The sequence below is a fragment of the Paraburkholderia fungorum genome, from assembly GCF_046026025.1.
Taxonomy (GTDB): Bacteria; Pseudomonadota; Gammaproteobacteria; order Burkholderiales; family Burkholderiaceae; genus Paraburkholderia; species Paraburkholderia fungorum_E.
Genome location: NZ_JAQQFL010000033.1, coordinates 1 through 16,685 on the forward strand (window position 1 = coordinate 1; position 16,685 = coordinate 16,685).

The window sequence follows — 16,685 nt, forward strand, 5'->3', positions numbered from 1 at the left end:
CCGGGATTTATTTCAAGGCGCCTTTTCTATGCGTCTTTGCTCATCGACAACCGGTACTTCCGCGTCGGATGCCTGAGCGCGTGCTGCCGGGGCGCCGATCGTCCAATCGTGTAGCACGGTATAGGCAACCGCGAGCAACGTTGGGCCGATGAAAACGCCAAGGAAGCCAAAAGCAAACGCACCGCCCAAGATACCCAGCATCACCAGGATCAGCGGCATGTCACTACTCTTACCGATCAAAATCGGCTTGATGACATTGTCGGACATACCGACGACCAACACGCCCCACACAACCAGAAAGATTGCCCAACCCGTTGCGTCGCCGTGATATAGCCAGATCGCTGCGGGCAACCAGACGACAACCGGGCCTCCCGGTATAACCGACAGGAAGAAGGTCGCCAGTCCAAGTAGCGCCGGTGCAGGGACACCCGCAATCCAGCAACCAAATCCGGCAAGAATGCCTTGCACAAGCGCCGTGCCGAGAATTCCGTAAACCACGCCCTTCACCGTGCTACCCGCCAGCGTCAGCAAGTAATCGGCGCGTTCGCCGGCGATGCGCCGCATGCCCGCCCGCAGCCAGGCTGCCGCGCCCTCTCCTCCGGTATAAAAGAAGAACGCGAGCACGATACTCAGCGCCAGCAATCCCAGACCGTGTGTCACTGCGATCGCAGCCGCCAGAATCCACTTGCCGGCCGGCGCCGCAAGCGCACGCATTTGCGCGATCAGTTCGGAGTTGCTACTCGTTACATTCGCCCAAAACGTCTCGATGTTCGAGCCAACCAGCGGGATTCGCCCCACCCACGGTGGTAAATCCGGCAAGCCAGCCTCGAAGAGCCTCTGTACCAACGCGACGATCTCGTGAACGTGCGCACCGAAAGCAAAGCCCGCATAGACAAACGGACCAAGCACCACAACCAGAATGATGAGCACGATCAAGGTCGCGGCCAGCTTCCGCCGCCCTCCAACCGCCGCAGTCAGGCGCCGGTACAAGCCCCACGAGCTATAACTGAGGATGGCGCCCCACAGCAGCGCGGTCGTAAAAGGCGCAAGCACCAGCAGGGAGCCGCCCACCAATATGATCAACGCGAACACCGCGGCGAGACGTTCAATCAGTTGGTCCGATTTCACTATGAATCTCCTGTTGTGCCAGACCACAGCGACGAATAGGCACGCACCAGCCAGGCGCCCACTGAACGCGGTCAGTATAGAAGCGAGTCCTACCCTCGGGCATGTCTTATATCATCCGGCCAGGATGCCATGCAACGCATCTGACGGCGGCAGTCGCAGGCTTATTTTCAATACGAGAATCTCGCAATCCATCCCGCATATCCGGCCAAATAATATGGCGGCATAGAAAAGACTAGAATATAAGGTTCTGTGCCCCCAAATTTCTGGATTTATGCGCTCGCGAATCGCCAAACGTCTCCCCCCCGATGCCGACAAGCTTGTCGGTCTTTCGCTCGCGCTTTTCGCGTCGGGCAGCCGCACCGAGGACCGCTTCTGGGAAGCAAAGCTCGATGTGTTGCTGGCCAAGATCATCCGCAACGCCAACCAGACAACGCTGGACGCCGCGCTCGATCATCTGCAGCAGAATCATCCTGATGCTTACGGCGCGCTCGCCGACATGGCGGAAACGCACAGCGAGTCGTTCATCGTCGAACATGAAGGCGTTCCTTACGAAGCGCTGCTGATTGCCGCGCCAGTGCTGGCCTGGACTCGCTACATGATTCCTTCCGGCCCGCTCAAAGCGGACGCGGCCGACGCGCTGCGCGCGCACCTGCAGGCTCACGTGCTCGCGGCCAATACACGTGTCGCCATGGTGCCGTTCCTTTACAGCATCGACCAACTGCCGCGCCACCACGTCGAAACCTGGCGTATTTCCCAGCAACTCGCTCAGGCAGCCATGGCTGGCGGCAACGTCAAACTTAATTTTGGCGAACTGCCAGAAACCTCGCCAATCCTGGCCGACCCGCGCTTTCTGCTGGCGGTGGTCGCGGCGCCGGTCGGCGAGCCGGCGTTTCGTTGGCAGGAAGAAGAGAACGGCAGCCGGATCGAGCGCGGCCAATGCCTCGAACAATGGGCAACGCAAGGCGGCGCAAATCTATCGCTGGTGCTGCCCGGATGCGAATTCGAGTGCTTGCTGCCGGATGCCTACTATTCAGCCTGCCGCGACGCTGACGAAAGCGTGCGCCCTCACACGGTACGTACCGCCGTGCGTTACCTGTTCGACACAATCGGCGCGGCGCCGCAGGAGTTGCGCGCGGTTGTCGCAGGTTTCGGCGAGCGCCGTATCGACGAATATCGCGTCGGCTTCACACGCAAGGGCAGCAATGATGTGATCTACGGCGTCGTGTGGCCACTTTATGGCCGCGAGAACGGCGAACCCGGCATTGACGAAGAACCGCAAGAGACTGCCGCGTCAGACGATCCGCTCGAAGAAATCGTCGCATTGCTCAAGGAAACCGGTGTGACAGACGTACGCCGCCACGCGGGTCGCTTCGAGCCTGAATATTGCGATGACTGCGGCGTCCCGCTCTACGCGGACCCGCTCGGCGAAATCGTCCATGCCGAAATGCCGGAAGACGCAGAGCCCGCGCAACCGCATTTCCACTGATCCCCGGGCGCCGGCGTCATTGCGCCGCACCGTCGACATCAGGAAGCCCCGCCGCGCGCGGGGTTTTTTATGCCATTCCTCCTATGCCTTTTGGACAGGCCGTCAAAGCCAAGGGAATTTGTCATCATAGTGCCGGTGGCGCTTCGCAATGCTCCTGGCACCTTCGCCGGTTCGCATGCATCGCGCCACCTCGTCCGATTCATCTGGAGACATGGCATGCGATTCTCAATACTCAACTCAGACGCGGAACGACGCGATGGGCTCAAGGCACTGCTGCGGCAAATCGACCGGCTGGCGCGCTTTAACGAAGCACAGGATTGGCGTCAGGTCGAACGCACGCTCAAGCGCCTGCGGCCCGATCTGCTAGTGATCGATTGGCAGGACTGGATGTCGGTTGACGATACCCGTCACCTGCTCAGCCACTACCCGGACCTGCGTATTGCCGTGCTGACCGACGAGGCCTCTCCAACCGTCGTGCGGAACCTCATGGACGAAGGTGTACTAGGCGTAGTTCCGCGCGAAACCGACCCGTGCCTGATCGTGCGTGCTTTCGAGATGGTTCTGCTGGGCGGTCACTATGTGCCGCCGGGTGCGTTGGCGCTCAATCCTCCGCTACCGCCGGATGCCGCCATCCGGCCGTTCGACGAGAAGAATCCACCACCACGCCGGAGCAAACTTTCCGGCGGCCTGTCGCCCCGCCAGCAGCAGATCATGCGCTGCGTTCACATGGGCAGCACCAACAAAATGATCGCGCGCACGCTCGGCATCAGTGAAGGCACTGTCAAGATCCACCTGACCAGCATATTTCAGCAGCTCGGAGCACCTAACCGCGCCGCCGCAGTCGCGCTCTACAACGGCTGGCTGTCGGCTCATCTGGAAGTGCTGCGCAACGATGACGAAGGTCCGGTTCGTCCGGCCATGGGGCAAGCTGGCGTGGTGCCATTGCGGCGCCGTGCGCCTCGGCGCTTTCAGTATCCGTTGCCCGCGAACGACACGGCCGACACGCTGCCAGTGGCGGCCGAACCGAGCACGCCATACGGCGATGCGCCCGCCGGACTGGTGACGGAACAGGTTACGCAAGATTCGGCATGACGTCAGCCGGCGTGCGCGCCAGGATCGGAACGCGCACTTTCTGGCAGCGTTCATGCCGGCTGGCATGGAATCCGCTCACACCTTTTCTCGTCCAACGAGTAATATGAGATACATGGGTTTCCTCTACACACCGCTTCCGTTCTGGGTCGCTGTCGGTGGCTGGATCGCCACTGCGATAGTGGTCGCGCTCGCTCTGTGGAAAAATCCTTTCAAACGACTTCAGGACGGCACACTCCAGCATGTCTGGCTCGCGATCATCGTCGCGGTGTCGGTGCTGTGGGCGAGCAACGCCTGGCTCGACGACGGCACGGTCATGCATCTGCTGGGTGCCACGCTGGTCGTCACGCTGTTCGATTGGGGACTGGCGCTGATCGCGATGGCGATAGTCACCGGTCTTGCCGCCGTCGTCTTCGACGCCCCCTGGCAGGGCATCGCGCTGACTTTCCTCGTGTTCGGTGCGCTGCCTGTCGGTATCTCGACTTTAATCCAGCGCGCCAGCATCGCCTGGCTGCCGCGTAACCTCTTCATGTTTATCTTCGGCCAGGGTTTTGTCTCACCCGCCATTGCCGTATCGCTCACGGCGGCGGCGGCACTCGGCGTTCACATTGCGCTCGCCGACGGCTCGATGACCGTGGTGCCAGCCGGGTACGCATTCAGCGTGCTTCTGCTGGCCACTGGCGAGGCCTGGTTCACCGGCATGTCGACGGCATTGATCGCGGTCTACCGACCGGCGTGGGTTACCACTTATGATGTGCGTCGATATCGATTGGGTGGGCCACGCACCTGACACGAGCGCGACGTCGAGCACATATCCGCGGCAATCGGCCACCTTGGCCCACAAAGCGCCCGAGTTCACGCACCACGACAGGACAAAATATTTGTGTCAGGATTGAACTCATTCCTCTCGCCAGGCATCTTACGTGCCTCACGTCTCATTAGCGTCTAACGAACTTGATGGATCGCACCAACGTACCGCGCCGATTGCTGCGGTTGGTCGGCCGGTTAGCAACATTTGCAGCGAGTCTCTCGCTCATTTGCACTGCTCCCGCATACGCCGATCAACTCGAACAGCACAACGATCTCGTCAACAAATTTGTCAATGACATGCATGCGGACCCGCTTGTCGCGGACTGCGCCGCTCATGGCAATTTTGTTGCGAGTACATCGACCGCCTTCGACCACGTCGAATTCCCGCCCAGCTCTTTCGACAGTGCGCATGCGTCTGTCACGCCCTGGAACGATTCGTTCGACGAGGGCAAGCAGCGCGTCAAGGTAGACAGCATCGTTACCGTCGAAGGTCTCGGCATCCCCCAGAGCGGCGGCGATCCGGCCGATCTCAAATTCCGTTGTGGCTACGTCGGCTCACAGATGCTCGCATTCAGCTGGAACGATCCAGTGCCGCCAGCCCGTGCGCATAGCTCCGGCTCCAGCGGATCGCGGGTATCCTCGGGCAAGCATAAGAGCGTGAAGGGCAAGCACTCCGCTAGTGGCAAAACCACAAAGAAAGCGACCGGAAAGTCCTCGAAGGCAAGTTCGGGGAAATCTTCGCGAGCAACTTCCGGCAAATCTTCGGGCAAGTCTTCAGGCAAATCGGCGGCGAAGAAATCCCCGGCGAAAAAGACTCAATAATGAGCGTGGCCTGCGTAAAGAGCGTGGCCCGCAGCCGTTTCGACTGACCCACGCGGTGGGCTATACCGGCCCCCATCCAAAAAACGGGGCACGCACTTTCGAAAGTGCGTGCCCCGTTTTCATGCGGCGTCCAGTCAGGCGAATGTCTCCACGTGCCGCAAAATCGCCTGCAACATGGCTGCGCCCAGCGACGCGCTACGCTCGCCGTTCCAACCCACGCGCCCGTCCGGCAAATTGGCGTTGTCCTTGAATGGCATCTCCAGCGTCAACGACAGGCAACCGAATTCATTACCGATGTACTTCGATGCCAGCTTGAGCGCGTCCTCACGATACTTGCTCGCGGCATAGCCAAACTTGTCCTGGAAATCCGGACTCGCATGCTTGAATGCTTCGATGAACGCTTTCTGCTCCTCGGCCTGCCGCTCCGTGAAACCCGGCAGCATTTCGGAGCCGGCCACGAACACGTACGGCAGCGCCTCGTCACCGTGGATATCGAAAAAGAGGTCACAACCAATCGCGTGAATTGCGTCACGCACCACCAGCACCTCGGGACTGCGCGCGGCGTCCGGTTCCATCCATTCGCGATTCAGGTTCGCGCCCGTCGCGTTGGTGCGCAGATTGCCGTGCACGCTGCCGTCCGGATTCATATTCGGCACGACGTAGAACACCGCGTGATCGTAGAGCTTGCGCGCCACCGGATCGCCCGCCCAATCGCCCCAACCCGCGAGACGCTTGACGAGACCTTCGATAAACCACTCGGCCATCGTCTCGCCAGGATGCTGGCGCGCGATCAGCCAGATTTTCTTCTTGGGCGTATCGCCGGTTTGCGGCGTGCCGAGCGTCAACAGAGACATCGGCCGGCCTTCGACGGTCTTGCCCAACTCCGTCAGCGTGGCCTGCGGCATCTGCTGGATCGCACCGAGAAATTCCGAGTGACGCTCCTCGCTATACGGCTCGAAATACGCGTAGTAGATGCGGTCGAAATCCGGCGTGTGGTCGATCGTCAACACACGGCCGTCGTAGGAAGTCGGCACGCGGAACCAGTTCACCCGGTCGTAGCTTGCTACCGCCCGGTAGTCGCGCCAGCCTTCGGCGAAAGCGCACGCCGCGGCATTTTCGAAGGTCATCACGCAGCGCTCGCCGGCCGCGCCGGACAAACGGAAATAAAACCACTGCGCGAAATCAGCATGACTGTCGGGCCGCACGCGCAAACGGATGTTGCCGGCATCTTCGCAGGCCAGCACTTCAATCGCGCCCGCATCGAAGTTGCTCGTAATCGATAACGTCATGATGTTCTTCCCTGCTTGTGTGCGCCGCAACCGCCTAATCGGCGATGCGGCGGCGGAATACGTAAGTGGAATCGTTCGAGGCCCCGCCGTTGAACGCGTAGCCTTCGGCGTCGAAGTCCTTCAACTGCTCGGGCTTGTCGAGACGGTTTTCGACCGCGTAGCGCGCCATCAGTCCGCGCGCGCGCTTTGCATGGAAACTGATGATCTTGTAGCGGCCGCCCTTCCAGTCTTCAAACACGGGGGTGACGATCGGCGCTTCGAGCAGCTTGGGTTTGACCGACTTGAAGTACTCGCCGGAAGCGCAGTTGACCAGCACGCGCGAGGCGGCAGCGCGCTTCTTCAGTTGCGCGTTCAAAGCCTGAGTGATCCGTTCGCCCCAGAACGCGTATAGGTCCTTGCCGCGCGTATTGGCAAAGCGAGTACCCATTTCGAGGCGATAGGGTTGCAGCAGATCGAGCGGACGCAGCAATCCGTACAGGCCCGAAAGCACGCGCACATGGTTCTGCGCGTAATCCAGATCGGCCGACGACAAGGTCCTGGCGTTGAAGCCTTCGTACACGTCGCCGTTGAACGCGAGCACGGCCTGCTTGGCGTTGTGCGTGCCGAAACTGGGGGACCATTGCGCGTAACGCTGGAAATTGAGGTGGGCAAGCTGATCGGAAATGCTCATCAACGAGCCGATCTGCTGCGGCGACAAAAGACGCAATCCACCGATCAATTCGGCCGCGTCGTCGACGAAATCGGGGATCGTGTGCTTTTTGACATGCGGAGGGGTTTCGTAGTCGAGCGATTTCGCCGGCGACAGAACGATTATCATAGAGGCCTTGCAGGCACGCCGTGCCTGGCGGTCAAAGACGAAAGCCAGATTGTAACGAATGCCCGGTTCCCATGCCTCACACGGCGCTTTGCGCGTCGTCCTCGATTCCAATGTCTGGATCGATATTCTCGTGTTCGACGATCCGCACACGCGGCCGATCCGCGCCGCGCTCGAAAGCGGCGCGCTCGCCGCGCTGATCGACGCGCGCTGCCTCGCCGAACTCACCTACGTGCTCGACTATCCGCAATTCGTGCATCGCAAGGTCGACAAGTCGGCGGCGCTGGCTGTCGTCGCACGCCTGACGCAATTGGTCGAACCCGCCGCACCTGCGGAAGATGCCAGGCCCTTGCCCAAATGCAAAGACCGCGACGACCAGAAATTCCTCGAACTCGCGCACGCCGCGCAGGCCGACTGGCTGGTGTCGAAAGACCGCGCGGTATTGAAACTCGCCAAGCGGATTGCGCGCGACTTCGGTTTCCAGATTGCACAGCCGGCACCGTTCGTCAGCGCCTGCATGACAATCGCGGACGAGCCCGCACCGGTATGACCCCTGGCCAGATGGCCAACGTCGGGTCGAGCGCGCGCACATAACGCCGCGATTCCCTACAATCAGGCTTCGTCCTTTTCGAACGACGCCCTCTGTCAATTCGCCAACTCACTCGACCACGCTCAGGACAGCGCCATGAATGCACCGCACGACACGCCCATGAGTCCCTCGTTTCCGTCTCGCCTGCCGGACGTCGGCACGACGATTTTCACCGTGATGAGCGCACTCGCCGCCGAAAAAGGCGCGGTGAACCTCGGCCAGGGTTTTCCCGATTTCGGCTGTGATCCCCGCATTGTCGACGCGGTCGCGAACGCCATGCGCGACGGCCACAATCAATATCCGCCGATGGCCGGCGCCGCGCCGCTGCGTCAGGCGATTTCGGATAAGATCGCAAACCTCTACGGGCGCCGCTATGACGCCGCGAGCGAGATCACCGTGACGGCGGGCGCCACGCAGGCGCTGCTAACCGCGATTCTCTGCACCGTGCACCCCGGCGACGAAGTGATCGTGATCGAGCCGAACTACGACAGCTACGTGCCGTCGATCGAACTGGCCGGCGGCAAGCCGGTATTCGTCACGCTCGAGGCGCCCGACTACGCCATCCCGTTCGACAAGCTCGCCGCCGCGATCACGCCGAAAACCCGGCTCCTGCTGATCAACACGCCGCACAATCCGACCGGCACGGTCTGGCGCGCGGAAGACATGCGCAAGCTCGAAGAAATCGTGCGCGGCACCAACGTGCTGATCCTGTCGGACGAAGTGTACGAGCACATGGTGTACGACGGCGCGCCGCACGAAAGCGTCGCGCGCTATCCGGAGCTGGCGCAGCGCAGTTTCCTGGTGTCGAGCTTCGGCAAGACCTACCACGTCACCGGCTGGAAGGTCGGCTACGTAGCCGCACCCGCCGCACTCACGGCTGAATTCCGCAAAGTGCACCAGTTCAACGTGTTCACGGTCAACACGCCGATGCAGGTCGGCCTCGCGGATTACATGAACGATCCAGCGCCGTATCTGGATCTGCCCGCGTTTTATCAGAAGAAACGCGACTTCTTCCGTGCAGGCCTCGCGAATTCACGCTTCAGGCTGCTGCCTTGCACGGGCACCTACTTTCAGTGTGTCGATTATTCGGCAATCAGCGATTTGCCCGAAGCCGAATTCGCGCAATGGCTGACCGGCGAGATCGGCGTTGCAGCGATTCCGGTGTCGGCGTTCTATCACGAGGCGCATGAATCGGGCGTGGTGCGCTTCTGCTTTGCCAAGCAGGAGGCCACCCTCGCCACCGCGCTCGACCGGCTGGCGCGGCTCTAGGATGCCCCGCGCGATGCTGCGAACGAACCCACGTTCCTCGCCATCGCGCGCAGCCGCCCACGTGTATGTTGCACGCCCGGGTTCATCTCGCCCGCAAACCTGCCGCTCGTCAGGCTGGACGCGAGGCCGCGATATGCGCCTTACGATCTTCGGTCACGCGTTGCGCGGCTGGCCGCATGTTGATCGCCTTCACATAGCTTTTCCAGTCCACGCCGGCGTCGAGCAGCAGATCGCGGCCGTAGATGGTCTGCGTCGCCATGCCCACCAGCGGCAAACTCACAAACCCTGCTGTGTCGGCGACACTGAAACGCTCGCCGCGCAAATATGGCCCGAACTCCGCGATTCGCTTGAAGCCGGCAATGTGATGCGCAAGCAGTTTCTCGACGCGCCCCTTGGTCGCGTCCGTCACGGTGCCACCGAAAAACGCTTCCTTGTAGAGATTGCGCGCGGTCAGTTCGAGATGCACATCCACGAACGTAATCAATTCGCGCTCCTTGGCCGCTTCCCATGGGTCAGCGGAAAAAATCGCCTTGTCGGGAAACCGCGCGGCCAGATATTCGACGATGCTTTGCGATTCGCACAGATCGCCGTGTTCGGTCTGGATATAGGGCACCTTGCCGAGCGGAGAATGTTCGAGCATGGTCTCCTCCTGGCTCGGCATCACGAACACTTCTTCGAACGGAATGCCGTGTTCGAGAAGCACGAACTTGACCTTGTTGTAATAGTTGGACAGCGCGAAACCGCACAGCTTGATCATCGGGAGTCTCCTTCCTTCGGGTTGTTTGAGACCGCTCGTCAAATTCAAAGCAGCGGCCTTCGATCAATCATCCAGTAAATTGCACGATCGTGCTATTCTAAAATAACCATGGAGTCGAGCATCACAATGACCTCTCGCAATTTCAGCATCGAGACTATCGGCATTGTCGGAACCGGTGCAATGGGGCGCGGCATTGCTCAGATCGCCGCACTGGCCGGTCTCACCGTGCGTCTGTATGACACGAATCCCACCGCAATCGGCGCCGCGCGCGACTACCTTGCCGAGACTTTCGCCAAATTGACCGCCAAAGGCAAGCTCGACCAGGCCCGCTCGCTCGCCGCGCTGGCGAACGTGAGCGGTGCGCAGGTCATCGGCGATCTGGCCGATTGCGATCTGGTCGTCGAGGCGATCGTCGAAAAGCTCGATGTGAAACAGGCCCTCTTTCGCGAACTCGAAACGGTGGTGAGCGACCGTTGCGTGCTGGCATCGAACACCTCGTCGTTGTCGATTACGGCGATCGCGGCGGGCTGCACGAATCCGTCGCGGGTGGCCGGCTATCACTTCTTCAATCCTGTTCCACTGATGAAGGTCGTTGAGGTGATCGACGGCCTGCGCGGCGATCCCGCCGTTGGCGATGCATTGATGGATCTCGCGCGCCGCATGGGACACACGCCGGTGCGCGCGAAAGACATGCCCGGTTTCATTGTCAACCATGCCGGCCGCGGTATGAATACCGAGGGTCTGCGCGTGGTCGGCGAAGGCGTGGCGAGCTTCGCCGACATCGACCGCATCATGCGCGAGCAGGCAGGTTTTCGCCTCGGGCCGTTCGAACTGCTCGACCTGACCGCGCTCGACGTATCGCATCCGGTGATGGAATCGATCTATCACCAGTTCTATGAAGAACCGCGCTTCACGCCCTCGCCGATCACCGGCACGCGGCTTGCGGGCGGACTGATCGGCCGCAAAACGGGCGAAGGCTTCTATCGCTACGAAGACGGCAAGCAGCAAGTGCCCGCAGAAGCGCCCGCGCCGACCGAACTGCCCCAAAGCGTGTGGGTCAGCAAGCGCTATCCGCAAGCGCATGAAGCCGTCGTGCAACTCGTCGCCAAAGCCGGCGTAAAGCTCGACGAAGGCGCCATACCCGCAGCGGACTCGTTGATCGTCGTAACGCCGTTCGGTCATGACGCAACCACCGCTGCCGCCGACGAAGCACTCGATGCGACTCGCGTTGTCGCTATCGATACCCTCTTCCCGCTGGCCGTCGTGCCGCGTCGCACGTTGATGACGACACCCGCCACCACCCGCGAGGCACGCGAGACCGCGCACGCACTATTTGCCGCCGACGGCGTGCCCGTCACCATGATCCGCGATTCGACCGGCTTCGTCGCGCAACGCATTGTGGCAACCATCGTCAACATCGGCTGCGACATTGCGCAACAACAGATCGCGACGCCGGACGACATCGACCTCGCGGTGACGCTGGGCCTTGGCTACCCGCGCGGGCCGCTCGCACTCGGCGATGCGCTCGGCGCGAAAACGATTCTCACCATCTTGCGCAATATCTTCAGCGTGCTCGGTGACCCGCGCTATCGTCCATCCCCCTGGCTGGCACGGCGTGCGCAGCTTGGCCTGTCGCTGACACAACGCGACGCTGCCGACACTCAAACGGAGACCCAACAATGAGCGCCGAACTGCTGACCTCGCGCCCGACCGAAAGCGAATCGACGCTAGTCCTCACGCTGTCGAACCCCGGCGCACGCAATGCGCTGCATCCGGACATGTATGCCGCGGGCATCGAAGCGCTCGAGTCCGTGGAGCGCGACCCGTCCATACGCGCGGTCGTGATTGCCGGCGCGGACAATTTCTTTTGTGCCGGCGGCAATCTGAACCGCTTGCTGGAAAATCGCGCGAAAGACCCGTCGGTGCAGGCGGAGAGTATCGATCTGCTCGGCGAATGGATTTCGGCGCTGCGTCTGTCGTCGAAGCCGGTGATCGCTGCCGTCGACGGCGCCGCCGCCGGTGCGGGGTTTTCGCTCGCGCTCGCGTGCGATCTGATCGTCGCCGCGGAAGACGCCAAATTCGTGATGTCGTATGCACGCGTAGGGCTCACGCCCGATGGCGGTGGATCGTGGTTTCTCGCACAAGCCTTGCCCCGTCAGTTGGCAACCGAAGTGCTGATCGAAGGCAAACCGATCGGCGCCACGCGTCTCTACGATCTCGGCGTCGTCAACAAACTGGCGAAGGCCGGCACCGTGCGCGACACAGCTGTTGCGTGGGCCGATGAACTCGGCAAGATTTCGCCGAATTCGGTCGCGCGTATCAAGGGGCTCATCGGCGCGGCCGGCGCACAGCCGCTCGCTGAACATCTGGTCGCCGAACGCGACAGCTTTGTTGCCTCACTGCACCACCGCGACGGGCTCGAAGGGATCTCCGCCTTCCTCGAAAAACGCGCACCGGTCTACAAATGAATGCGGGTGAACCTAAGTGAACGAAGGGACGATGCCTGACTTTCAACTCCCCAGGCGCCGCCGCATCTTTCTGATGCGTCATGGCGACGTGACCTACTTCGACGACTCCGGCCGCGCGATCGATCCTGAAACCGTGCCGTTGAACGCGCACGGCCGCGAACAGGCAAGCGCGGCAGGCCGGGCGTTCGCCGACCAGCAAATCCGGTTCGATCGGGTGATCGTAAGCGGTTTGCCGCGCACGGTCGAAACCGCTCAACGTGTGCTGGCCGAGACCGGTCAGCAGATCGAACTCGATATCGAACCCGCGTTGCAAGAAATTCGCGGTGGCAAGCTCAGCAACATTCCGCCGCAGGATATCGAAGCAGCGTTTCTCGGCGCGTTCGACGGCATCGTGCCGGAAAGCACGCGCTTTCTCGGCGGCGAAACCATCGGTGCGTTGTTCGACCGTGTGCTGCCGGCAGTGGCGGCGTTGCGCGAGGACACGTCGTGGGACACCGTGCTGCTGGTGCTGCACGGCGGCGTGAATCGCGCGATTCTGTCGCACGCGCTCACCGCCGGCGGCCGCACTTTCTTCGGCCATCTGGCGCAGGCCACCGGTTGCATCAACGCGCTCGACGTCGGCGCCGCGCCGCGAGACTGGGTGTTACGCACGATCAACTATTCCCCGCCGTCGCCGCTCCATCGCGACGTTCGCAATACCACGATGGAAATGCTCTACGCACAATTCATTCAATACCAGCGTAGCTGAACCCGAACTGGAGGAGACACATGGTGCAAGCCACACAGACCGGCGAACCAGAACACAAGCCGGATTACTCGGCCTTCGAGGGCACGCGTCCGGTCAACGAGCGGCAACGCTTCGACAGTGACGCGCTCGCCGCGTGGCTAGCCCAGCATGTCGACGGATTTGCCGGCCCGCTCACTTTGGAGCAATTCGCCGGCGGCCAGTCGAATCCCACCTTCAAACTCGTTACGCCATCGCGCTCGTACGTGATGCGCGCGAAACCCGGGCCGGCCGCGAAATTACTGCCCTCGGCGCACGCCGTCGAACGCGAATACCGTGTGATGCATGCGCTTTCCGGCACCGACGTGCCGGTCGCGAACATGCTCGCCTTGTGCGAAGACGAAAGTGTGATCGGCCGGGCGTTCTACGTGATGGAGTTCGTCGAAGGCCGCGTGCTGTGGGACCAGTCATTGCCCGGCATGACGCCTGCGGAGCGCACGGCGATTTACGACGAAATGAATCGCGTGATCGCCGCGCTGCATAGCGTCGACGTCGCCGCAATCGGTCTTGCCGACTATGGCAAACCGGGCAACTACTTCGCTCGCCAGATCGGCCGTTGGAGCAAACAGTACATCGCCTCCGAAACCGAGCCGATCGACGCGATGCAACGCCTGATCGAATGGCTGCCGCAGCATATGCCAGCGGAAACGAGCGAGCGCGCCTCGGTCGTGCATGGCGACTACCGGCTCGACAATCTGATCTTCCATCCCACCGAGCCGCGCGTACTGGCCGTACTCGACTGGGAACTGTCAACGCTCGGGGACCCGCTCGCCGACTTCGCCTATCACTGCATGGCGTGGCACGTCGACCCGGCGCAGTTTCGCGGCATTGCGGGCCTCGACTGGGCGGTGCTCGGTATTCCCGACGAAGCGCAGTACGTCGAACGCTATTGCAAGCGCACCGGCTTCGAGATTCACGGCGACTGGAATTTCTATCTGGCGTACAACATGTTCCGCATCGCGGCCATCCTGCAAGGGATCATGAAACGCGTGGTCGACGGCACGGCAGCCAGTGCTCAGGCGCTCGATGCCGGCCGCCGTGCGAAGCCGATGGCCGAACTCGCCTGGCGCTACGCACAGAAAGTACGTTAAGAAAATCGGCGCACCAGCTTGCGCTTCTGAACACACGTCATTCGTCATCCGCGAGGTCACACATGAATTTCGACTACACCCCGAAGGTTCAGGCGCTGCGCGAGAAACTGCTCGCCTTCTTCGACGAGCACATCTATCCGAACGAGCAGGCGTTCTATGCCGAGATTGCGCGCAATCGCCAGAACGGCAATGCGTGGCTGCCGACCGAGTTGATGGAGCAACTGAAACAGAAGGCGCGTGACGCCGGCCTGTGGAACCTGTTCCTGCCTGAATCGGTACGCGGAGCCGGTCTGACGAATCTTGAGTACGCGCCGCTATGCGAGATCATGGGCCGTGTGCCCTGGGCGCCGGAAGTGTTCAACTGCAACGCGCCCGACACGGGCAACATGGAAACTATCGAACGCTACGGCAGCGACGACAACAAGCGCGAGTGGCTCGAACCGCTGCTGCAAGGGCACATCCGCTCCGCGTTTCTGATGACGGAGCCGGAAGTGGCGTCGTCCGACGCGACCAATATCCAGACGAGCATCGTGCGCGATGGCGACTCCTACGTGATCAACGGCCACAAGTGGTGGTCGTCTGGTGCAGGGGATCCGCGCTGCAAGATCTACATCGTGATGGGCAAGACCGACCCTGAGGCGCCGCGCCATGCACAGCAGTCGATGATTCTGATTCCCGCCGATGCCACCGGCATTACCGTACATCGGCCTCTCACCGTATTCGGCTACGACGACGCGCCGCATGGCCATATGGAAATTACGCTTGAGAACGTGCGCGTGCCGGCCACCAACATGCTGCTCGGTGAAGGGCGCGGTTTCGAAATCGCCCAAGGCCGCCTCGGACCAGGACGCATTCACCACTGCATGCGTTTGATCGGTCTCGCCGAGCGCGCACTCGAACTCATGGCGAAGCGCTCCATGCAACGCATCGCTTTCGGTAAGCCGGTTGCTGCACAAGGCGTCACACAGGAGCGCCTGGCCGAGGCGCGTTGCATGATCGAACAGGCGCGTCTGCTGACGCTGAAAACCGCGTACATGATGGACACCGTCGGCAACAAGGGCGCGCGCGGCGAGATCGCCATGATCAAGGTGGTCGCGCCGAATATGGCATGCCAGGTGATCGACTGGGCGATCCAGGCGCACGGCGGCGGTGGCGTCAGCGACGATTTTCCGCTGGCGTATGCGTATGCGTCCGCACGGACGCTACGCTTTGCCGATGGCCCCGACGAAGTGCACCGCAACGCAATCGCAAAGCTCGAACTGGCGCGCTATATGGATACGGGCGCTGCGGCGCGCGTGGAGATGCCGGTTACGCGGGTTTGAACGTTCAATCGTTTGATCGTTTGATCGCTTGAGGGGGCGTTCAAGCCTGGCTTCGCGGCGGTCGATTACGCCACGGCGTCGAGACCTGGCTCACAACGGCACGGCCAGCAGCATCGCTCGATCTGTGCTCTAATTTTCGTCAATTGCGGCGCCCTTTGCGGCGCCGCTTTCACAAAACGAAGGAGCCAGGATGATCGACGTCTATAGCTGGGCAACCCCGAATGGCCATAAAGTTCACATCATGCTCGAGGAAACGGGCCTCGCGTACGCGGCGCACGGCGTCGATATCGGTGCAGGCGACCAGTTCAAACCCGAGTTCCTTGCCATCAGCCCGAACAACAAGATTCCCGCGATCGTCGATCCGGAAGGTCCCAAAGACGCCGACGGCAAACCGTTCGCCCTGTTCGAATCGGGCGCGATTCTGATTTACCTCGCGGAGAAAACCGGCAAATTCCTGCCCACTGATCCGGCCGCACGCTATGCGACGCTGCAATGGCTGATGTTCCAGATGGGCGGCCTCGGTCCAATGCTAGGGCAAACGCATCATTTCCGTATCTATGCGCCGGAGCCGCTCGAATATGCGATCAACCGTTATACGAACGAAGCGCGGCGTCTGTACGGCGTGATGAATACGCAGCTCGGCAAGACGCCGTACCTCGCCGGCAATGAATACACGATCGCCGACATCGCAGCATTTCCTTGGACACGCTCGTGGCAAAACCAGGGGATCGAACTGGATGCGTTTCCGCATGTGAAGCGATGGCACGAAGAAATTGCCGCACGTCCTGCGGTGGTGCGCGGCGTCGAAGTGTTGGCGTCGGCCCGTAAGCCGCTCATGGACGATAAGGCCAAAGAGATGCTGTTCGGTGCGACGCAGTACGCCAAGCGGTAGTCGTGCCGTCGGTCTGCTGCAGCGGCGCTCATTCGCATTGACGATGAGATGAGCGCAACCGTTGCAGCGCCATAA

16 protein-coding genes are annotated in these 16,685 nt (G+C 61.5%); 12 read left to right on the plus strand and 4 right to left on the minus strand.

The window, feature by feature from the left end; all coding sequences use genetic code 11:
* Positions 1-12: 12 nt before the first annotated feature.
* Complete coding sequence (locus PQR67_RS29095; protein WP_408466297.1) at positions 13-1,128, minus strand: AI-2E family transporter; 1,116 nt, start codon at positions 1,126-1,128, stop codon at positions 13-15.
* Between the two features lie 271 nt (positions 1,129-1,399).
* Between PQR67_RS29095 and PQR67_RS29100 the strand changes: the two genes are divergently transcribed.
* From PQR67_RS29100 to PQR67_RS29115, 4 genes are all read left to right on the plus strand, one after another.
* Complete coding sequence (locus tag PQR67_RS29100; protein ID WP_408466298.1) at positions 1,400-2,614, plus strand: DUF2863 family protein; 1,215 nt, start codon at positions 1,400-1,402, stop codon at positions 2,612-2,614.
* A 216-nt stretch (positions 2,615-2,830) separates the two neighbouring features.
* On the plus strand, positions 2,831-3,706 hold the full coding sequence (locus tag PQR67_RS29105) for a LuxR C-terminal-related transcriptional regulator (protein WP_408466299.1): 876 nt from the start codon (positions 2,831-2,833) through the stop codon (positions 3,704-3,706).
* A gap of 112 nt (positions 3,707-3,818) precedes the next feature.
* Positions 3,819-4,493, plus strand: coding sequence for an energy-coupling factor ABC transporter permease (locus PQR67_RS29110; RefSeq protein ID WP_408466300.1), 675 nt, complete (start codon positions 3,819-3,821; stop codon positions 4,491-4,493).
* 167 nt (positions 4,494-4,660) lie between these two features.
* Positions 4,661-5,335, plus strand: a complete 675-nt coding sequence (locus PQR67_RS29115) for a BspC domain-containing protein (RefSeq protein ID WP_408466301.1) — start codon at positions 4,661-4,663, stop codon at positions 5,333-5,335.
* A gap of 134 nt (positions 5,336-5,469) precedes the next feature.
* On the opposite strand, the gene PQR67_RS29120 is transcribed toward PQR67_RS29115, so the two are convergent.
* Both PQR67_RS29120 and yaaA read right to left on the minus strand, forming a co-directional pair.
* A complete protein-coding gene (locus PQR67_RS29120; RefSeq protein ID WP_408466302.1) occupies positions 5,470-6,624 on the minus strand; it encodes a M14 family metallopeptidase in 1,155 nt (384 codons plus the stop codon).
* 34 nt (positions 6,625-6,658) lie between these two features.
* Positions 6,659-7,441 carry a peroxide stress protein YaaA gene (gene yaaA / locus PQR67_RS29125; protein ID WP_408466303.1) on the minus strand — a complete coding sequence of 261 codons (783 nt, stop codon included), beginning with the start codon at positions 7,439-7,441 and terminating at the stop codon, positions 6,659-6,661.
* Positions 7,442-7,499: 58 nt separating this feature from the next.
* Here yaaA and PQR67_RS29130 point away from each other — a divergent pair, with 58 nt between their 5' ends.
* Together PQR67_RS29130 and PQR67_RS29135 are read left to right on the plus strand one after the other, a co-directional pair.
* Positions 7,500-7,988, plus strand: coding sequence for a putative toxin-antitoxin system toxin component, PIN family (locus tag PQR67_RS29130; RefSeq protein WP_408466304.1), 489 nt, complete (start codon positions 7,500-7,502; stop codon positions 7,986-7,988).
* 135 nt (positions 7,989-8,123) lie between these two features.
* On the plus strand, positions 8,124-9,296 hold the full coding sequence (locus PQR67_RS29135; RefSeq protein WP_408466305.1) for a pyridoxal phosphate-dependent aminotransferase: 1,173 nt from the start codon (positions 8,124-8,126) through the stop codon (positions 9,294-9,296).
* A 109-nt stretch (positions 9,297-9,405) separates the two neighbouring features.
* Here the strand turns inward: PQR67_RS29135 and PQR67_RS29140 are convergent, their stop codons facing one another.
* Positions 9,406-10,053 (minus strand): glutathione S-transferase family protein, encoded by a 648-nt coding sequence (locus PQR67_RS29140; RefSeq protein ID WP_408466306.1) that lies wholly within the window; start codon positions 10,051-10,053, stop codon positions 9,406-9,408.
* 126 nt (positions 10,054-10,179) lie between these two features.
* Here PQR67_RS29140 and PQR67_RS29145 point away from each other — a divergent pair, with 126 nt between their 5' ends.
* The 6 genes from PQR67_RS29145 (at position 10,180) to PQR67_RS29170 (ending at position 16,610) form a co-directional block, all read left to right on the plus strand.
* Complete coding sequence (locus PQR67_RS29145; RefSeq protein WP_408466307.1) at positions 10,180-11,736, plus strand: 3-hydroxyacyl-CoA dehydrogenase; 1,557 nt, start codon at positions 10,180-10,182, stop codon at positions 11,734-11,736.
* Positions 11,733-12,521 carry an oxepin-CoA hydrolase, alternative type gene (locus tag PQR67_RS29150; RefSeq protein ID WP_408466308.1) on the plus strand — a complete coding sequence of 263 codons (789 nt, stop codon included), beginning with the start codon at positions 11,733-11,735 and terminating at the stop codon, positions 12,519-12,521. The genes PQR67_RS29145 and PQR67_RS29150 overlap by 4 nt, the downstream gene beginning before the upstream one ends.
* Before the next feature lie 31 nt (positions 12,522-12,552).
* A complete protein-coding gene (locus PQR67_RS29155) occupies positions 12,553-13,269 on the plus strand; it encodes a histidine phosphatase family protein (protein ID WP_408466309.1) in 717 nt (238 codons plus the stop codon).
* Positions 13,270-13,289: 20 nt separating this feature from the next.
* Positions 13,290-14,396, plus strand: a complete 1,107-nt coding sequence (locus PQR67_RS29160; protein WP_408466310.1) for a phosphotransferase — start codon at positions 13,290-13,292, stop codon at positions 14,394-14,396.
* Between the two features lie 62 nt (positions 14,397-14,458).
* Positions 14,459-15,718: an acyl-CoA dehydrogenase family protein gene (locus PQR67_RS29165; RefSeq protein ID WP_408466311.1), complete on the plus strand. Its 1,260-nt coding sequence runs from the start codon at positions 14,459-14,461 to the stop codon at positions 15,716-15,718.
* Between the two features lie 190 nt (positions 15,719-15,908).
* Positions 15,909-16,610, plus strand: a complete 702-nt coding sequence (locus PQR67_RS29170; RefSeq protein WP_408466312.1) for a glutathione binding-like protein — start codon at positions 15,909-15,911, stop codon at positions 16,608-16,610.
* Positions 16,611-16,685: the final 75 nt, after the last annotated feature.

Bases quoted from the DNA above. Each gene is read 5' to 3' on its own strand.
- PQR67_RS29155 (WP_408466309.1), top strand. From the start codon at position 12,553: ATGCCTGACTTTCAACTCCCCAGGCGCCGCCGCATCTTTCTGATGCGT.
- PQR67_RS29135 (WP_408466305.1), top strand. From the start codon at position 8,124: ATGAATGCACCGCACGACACGCCCATGAGTCCCTCGTTTCCGTCTCGC.
- yaaA (WP_408466303.1), bottom strand. From the start codon at position 7,441: ATGATAATCGTTCTGTCGCCGGCGAAATCGCTCGACTACGAAACCCCT.
- PQR67_RS29105 (WP_408466299.1), top strand. From the start codon at position 2,831: ATGCGATTCTCAATACTCAACTCAGACGCGGAACGACGCGATGGGCTC.
- PQR67_RS29160 (WP_408466310.1), top strand. From the start codon at position 13,290: ATGGTGCAAGCCACACAGACCGGCGAACCAGAACACAAGCCGGATTAC.
- PQR67_RS29170 (WP_408466312.1), top strand. From the start codon at position 15,909: ATGATCGACGTCTATAGCTGGGCAACCCCGAATGGCCATAAAGTTCAC.
- PQR67_RS29140 (WP_408466306.1), bottom strand. From the start codon at position 10,053: ATGATCAAGCTGTGCGGTTTCGCGCTGTCCAACTATTACAACAAGGTC.
- PQR67_RS29150 (WP_408466308.1), top strand. From the start codon at position 11,733: ATGAGCGCCGAACTGCTGACCTCGCGCCCGACCGAAAGCGAATCGACG.
- PQR67_RS29120 (WP_408466302.1), bottom strand. From the start codon at position 6,624: ATGACGTTATCGATTACGAGCAACTTCGATGCGGGCGCGATTGAAGTG.
- PQR67_RS29165 (WP_408466311.1), top strand. From the start codon at position 14,459: ATGAATTTCGACTACACCCCGAAGGTTCAGGCGCTGCGCGAGAAACTG.
- PQR67_RS29110 (WP_408466300.1), top strand. From the start codon at position 3,819: ATGGGTTTCCTCTACACACCGCTTCCGTTCTGGGTCGCTGTCGGTGGC.
- PQR67_RS29145 (WP_408466307.1), top strand. From the start codon at position 10,180: ATGACCTCTCGCAATTTCAGCATCGAGACTATCGGCATTGTCGGAACC.
- PQR67_RS29115 (WP_408466301.1), top strand. From the start codon at position 4,661: ATGGATCGCACCAACGTACCGCGCCGATTGCTGCGGTTGGTCGGCCGG.
- PQR67_RS29100 (WP_408466298.1), top strand. From the start codon at position 1,400: ATGCGCTCGCGAATCGCCAAACGTCTCCCCCCCGATGCCGACAAGCTT.
- PQR67_RS29130 (WP_408466304.1), top strand. From the start codon at position 7,500: ATGCCCGGTTCCCATGCCTCACACGGCGCTTTGCGCGTCGTCCTCGAT.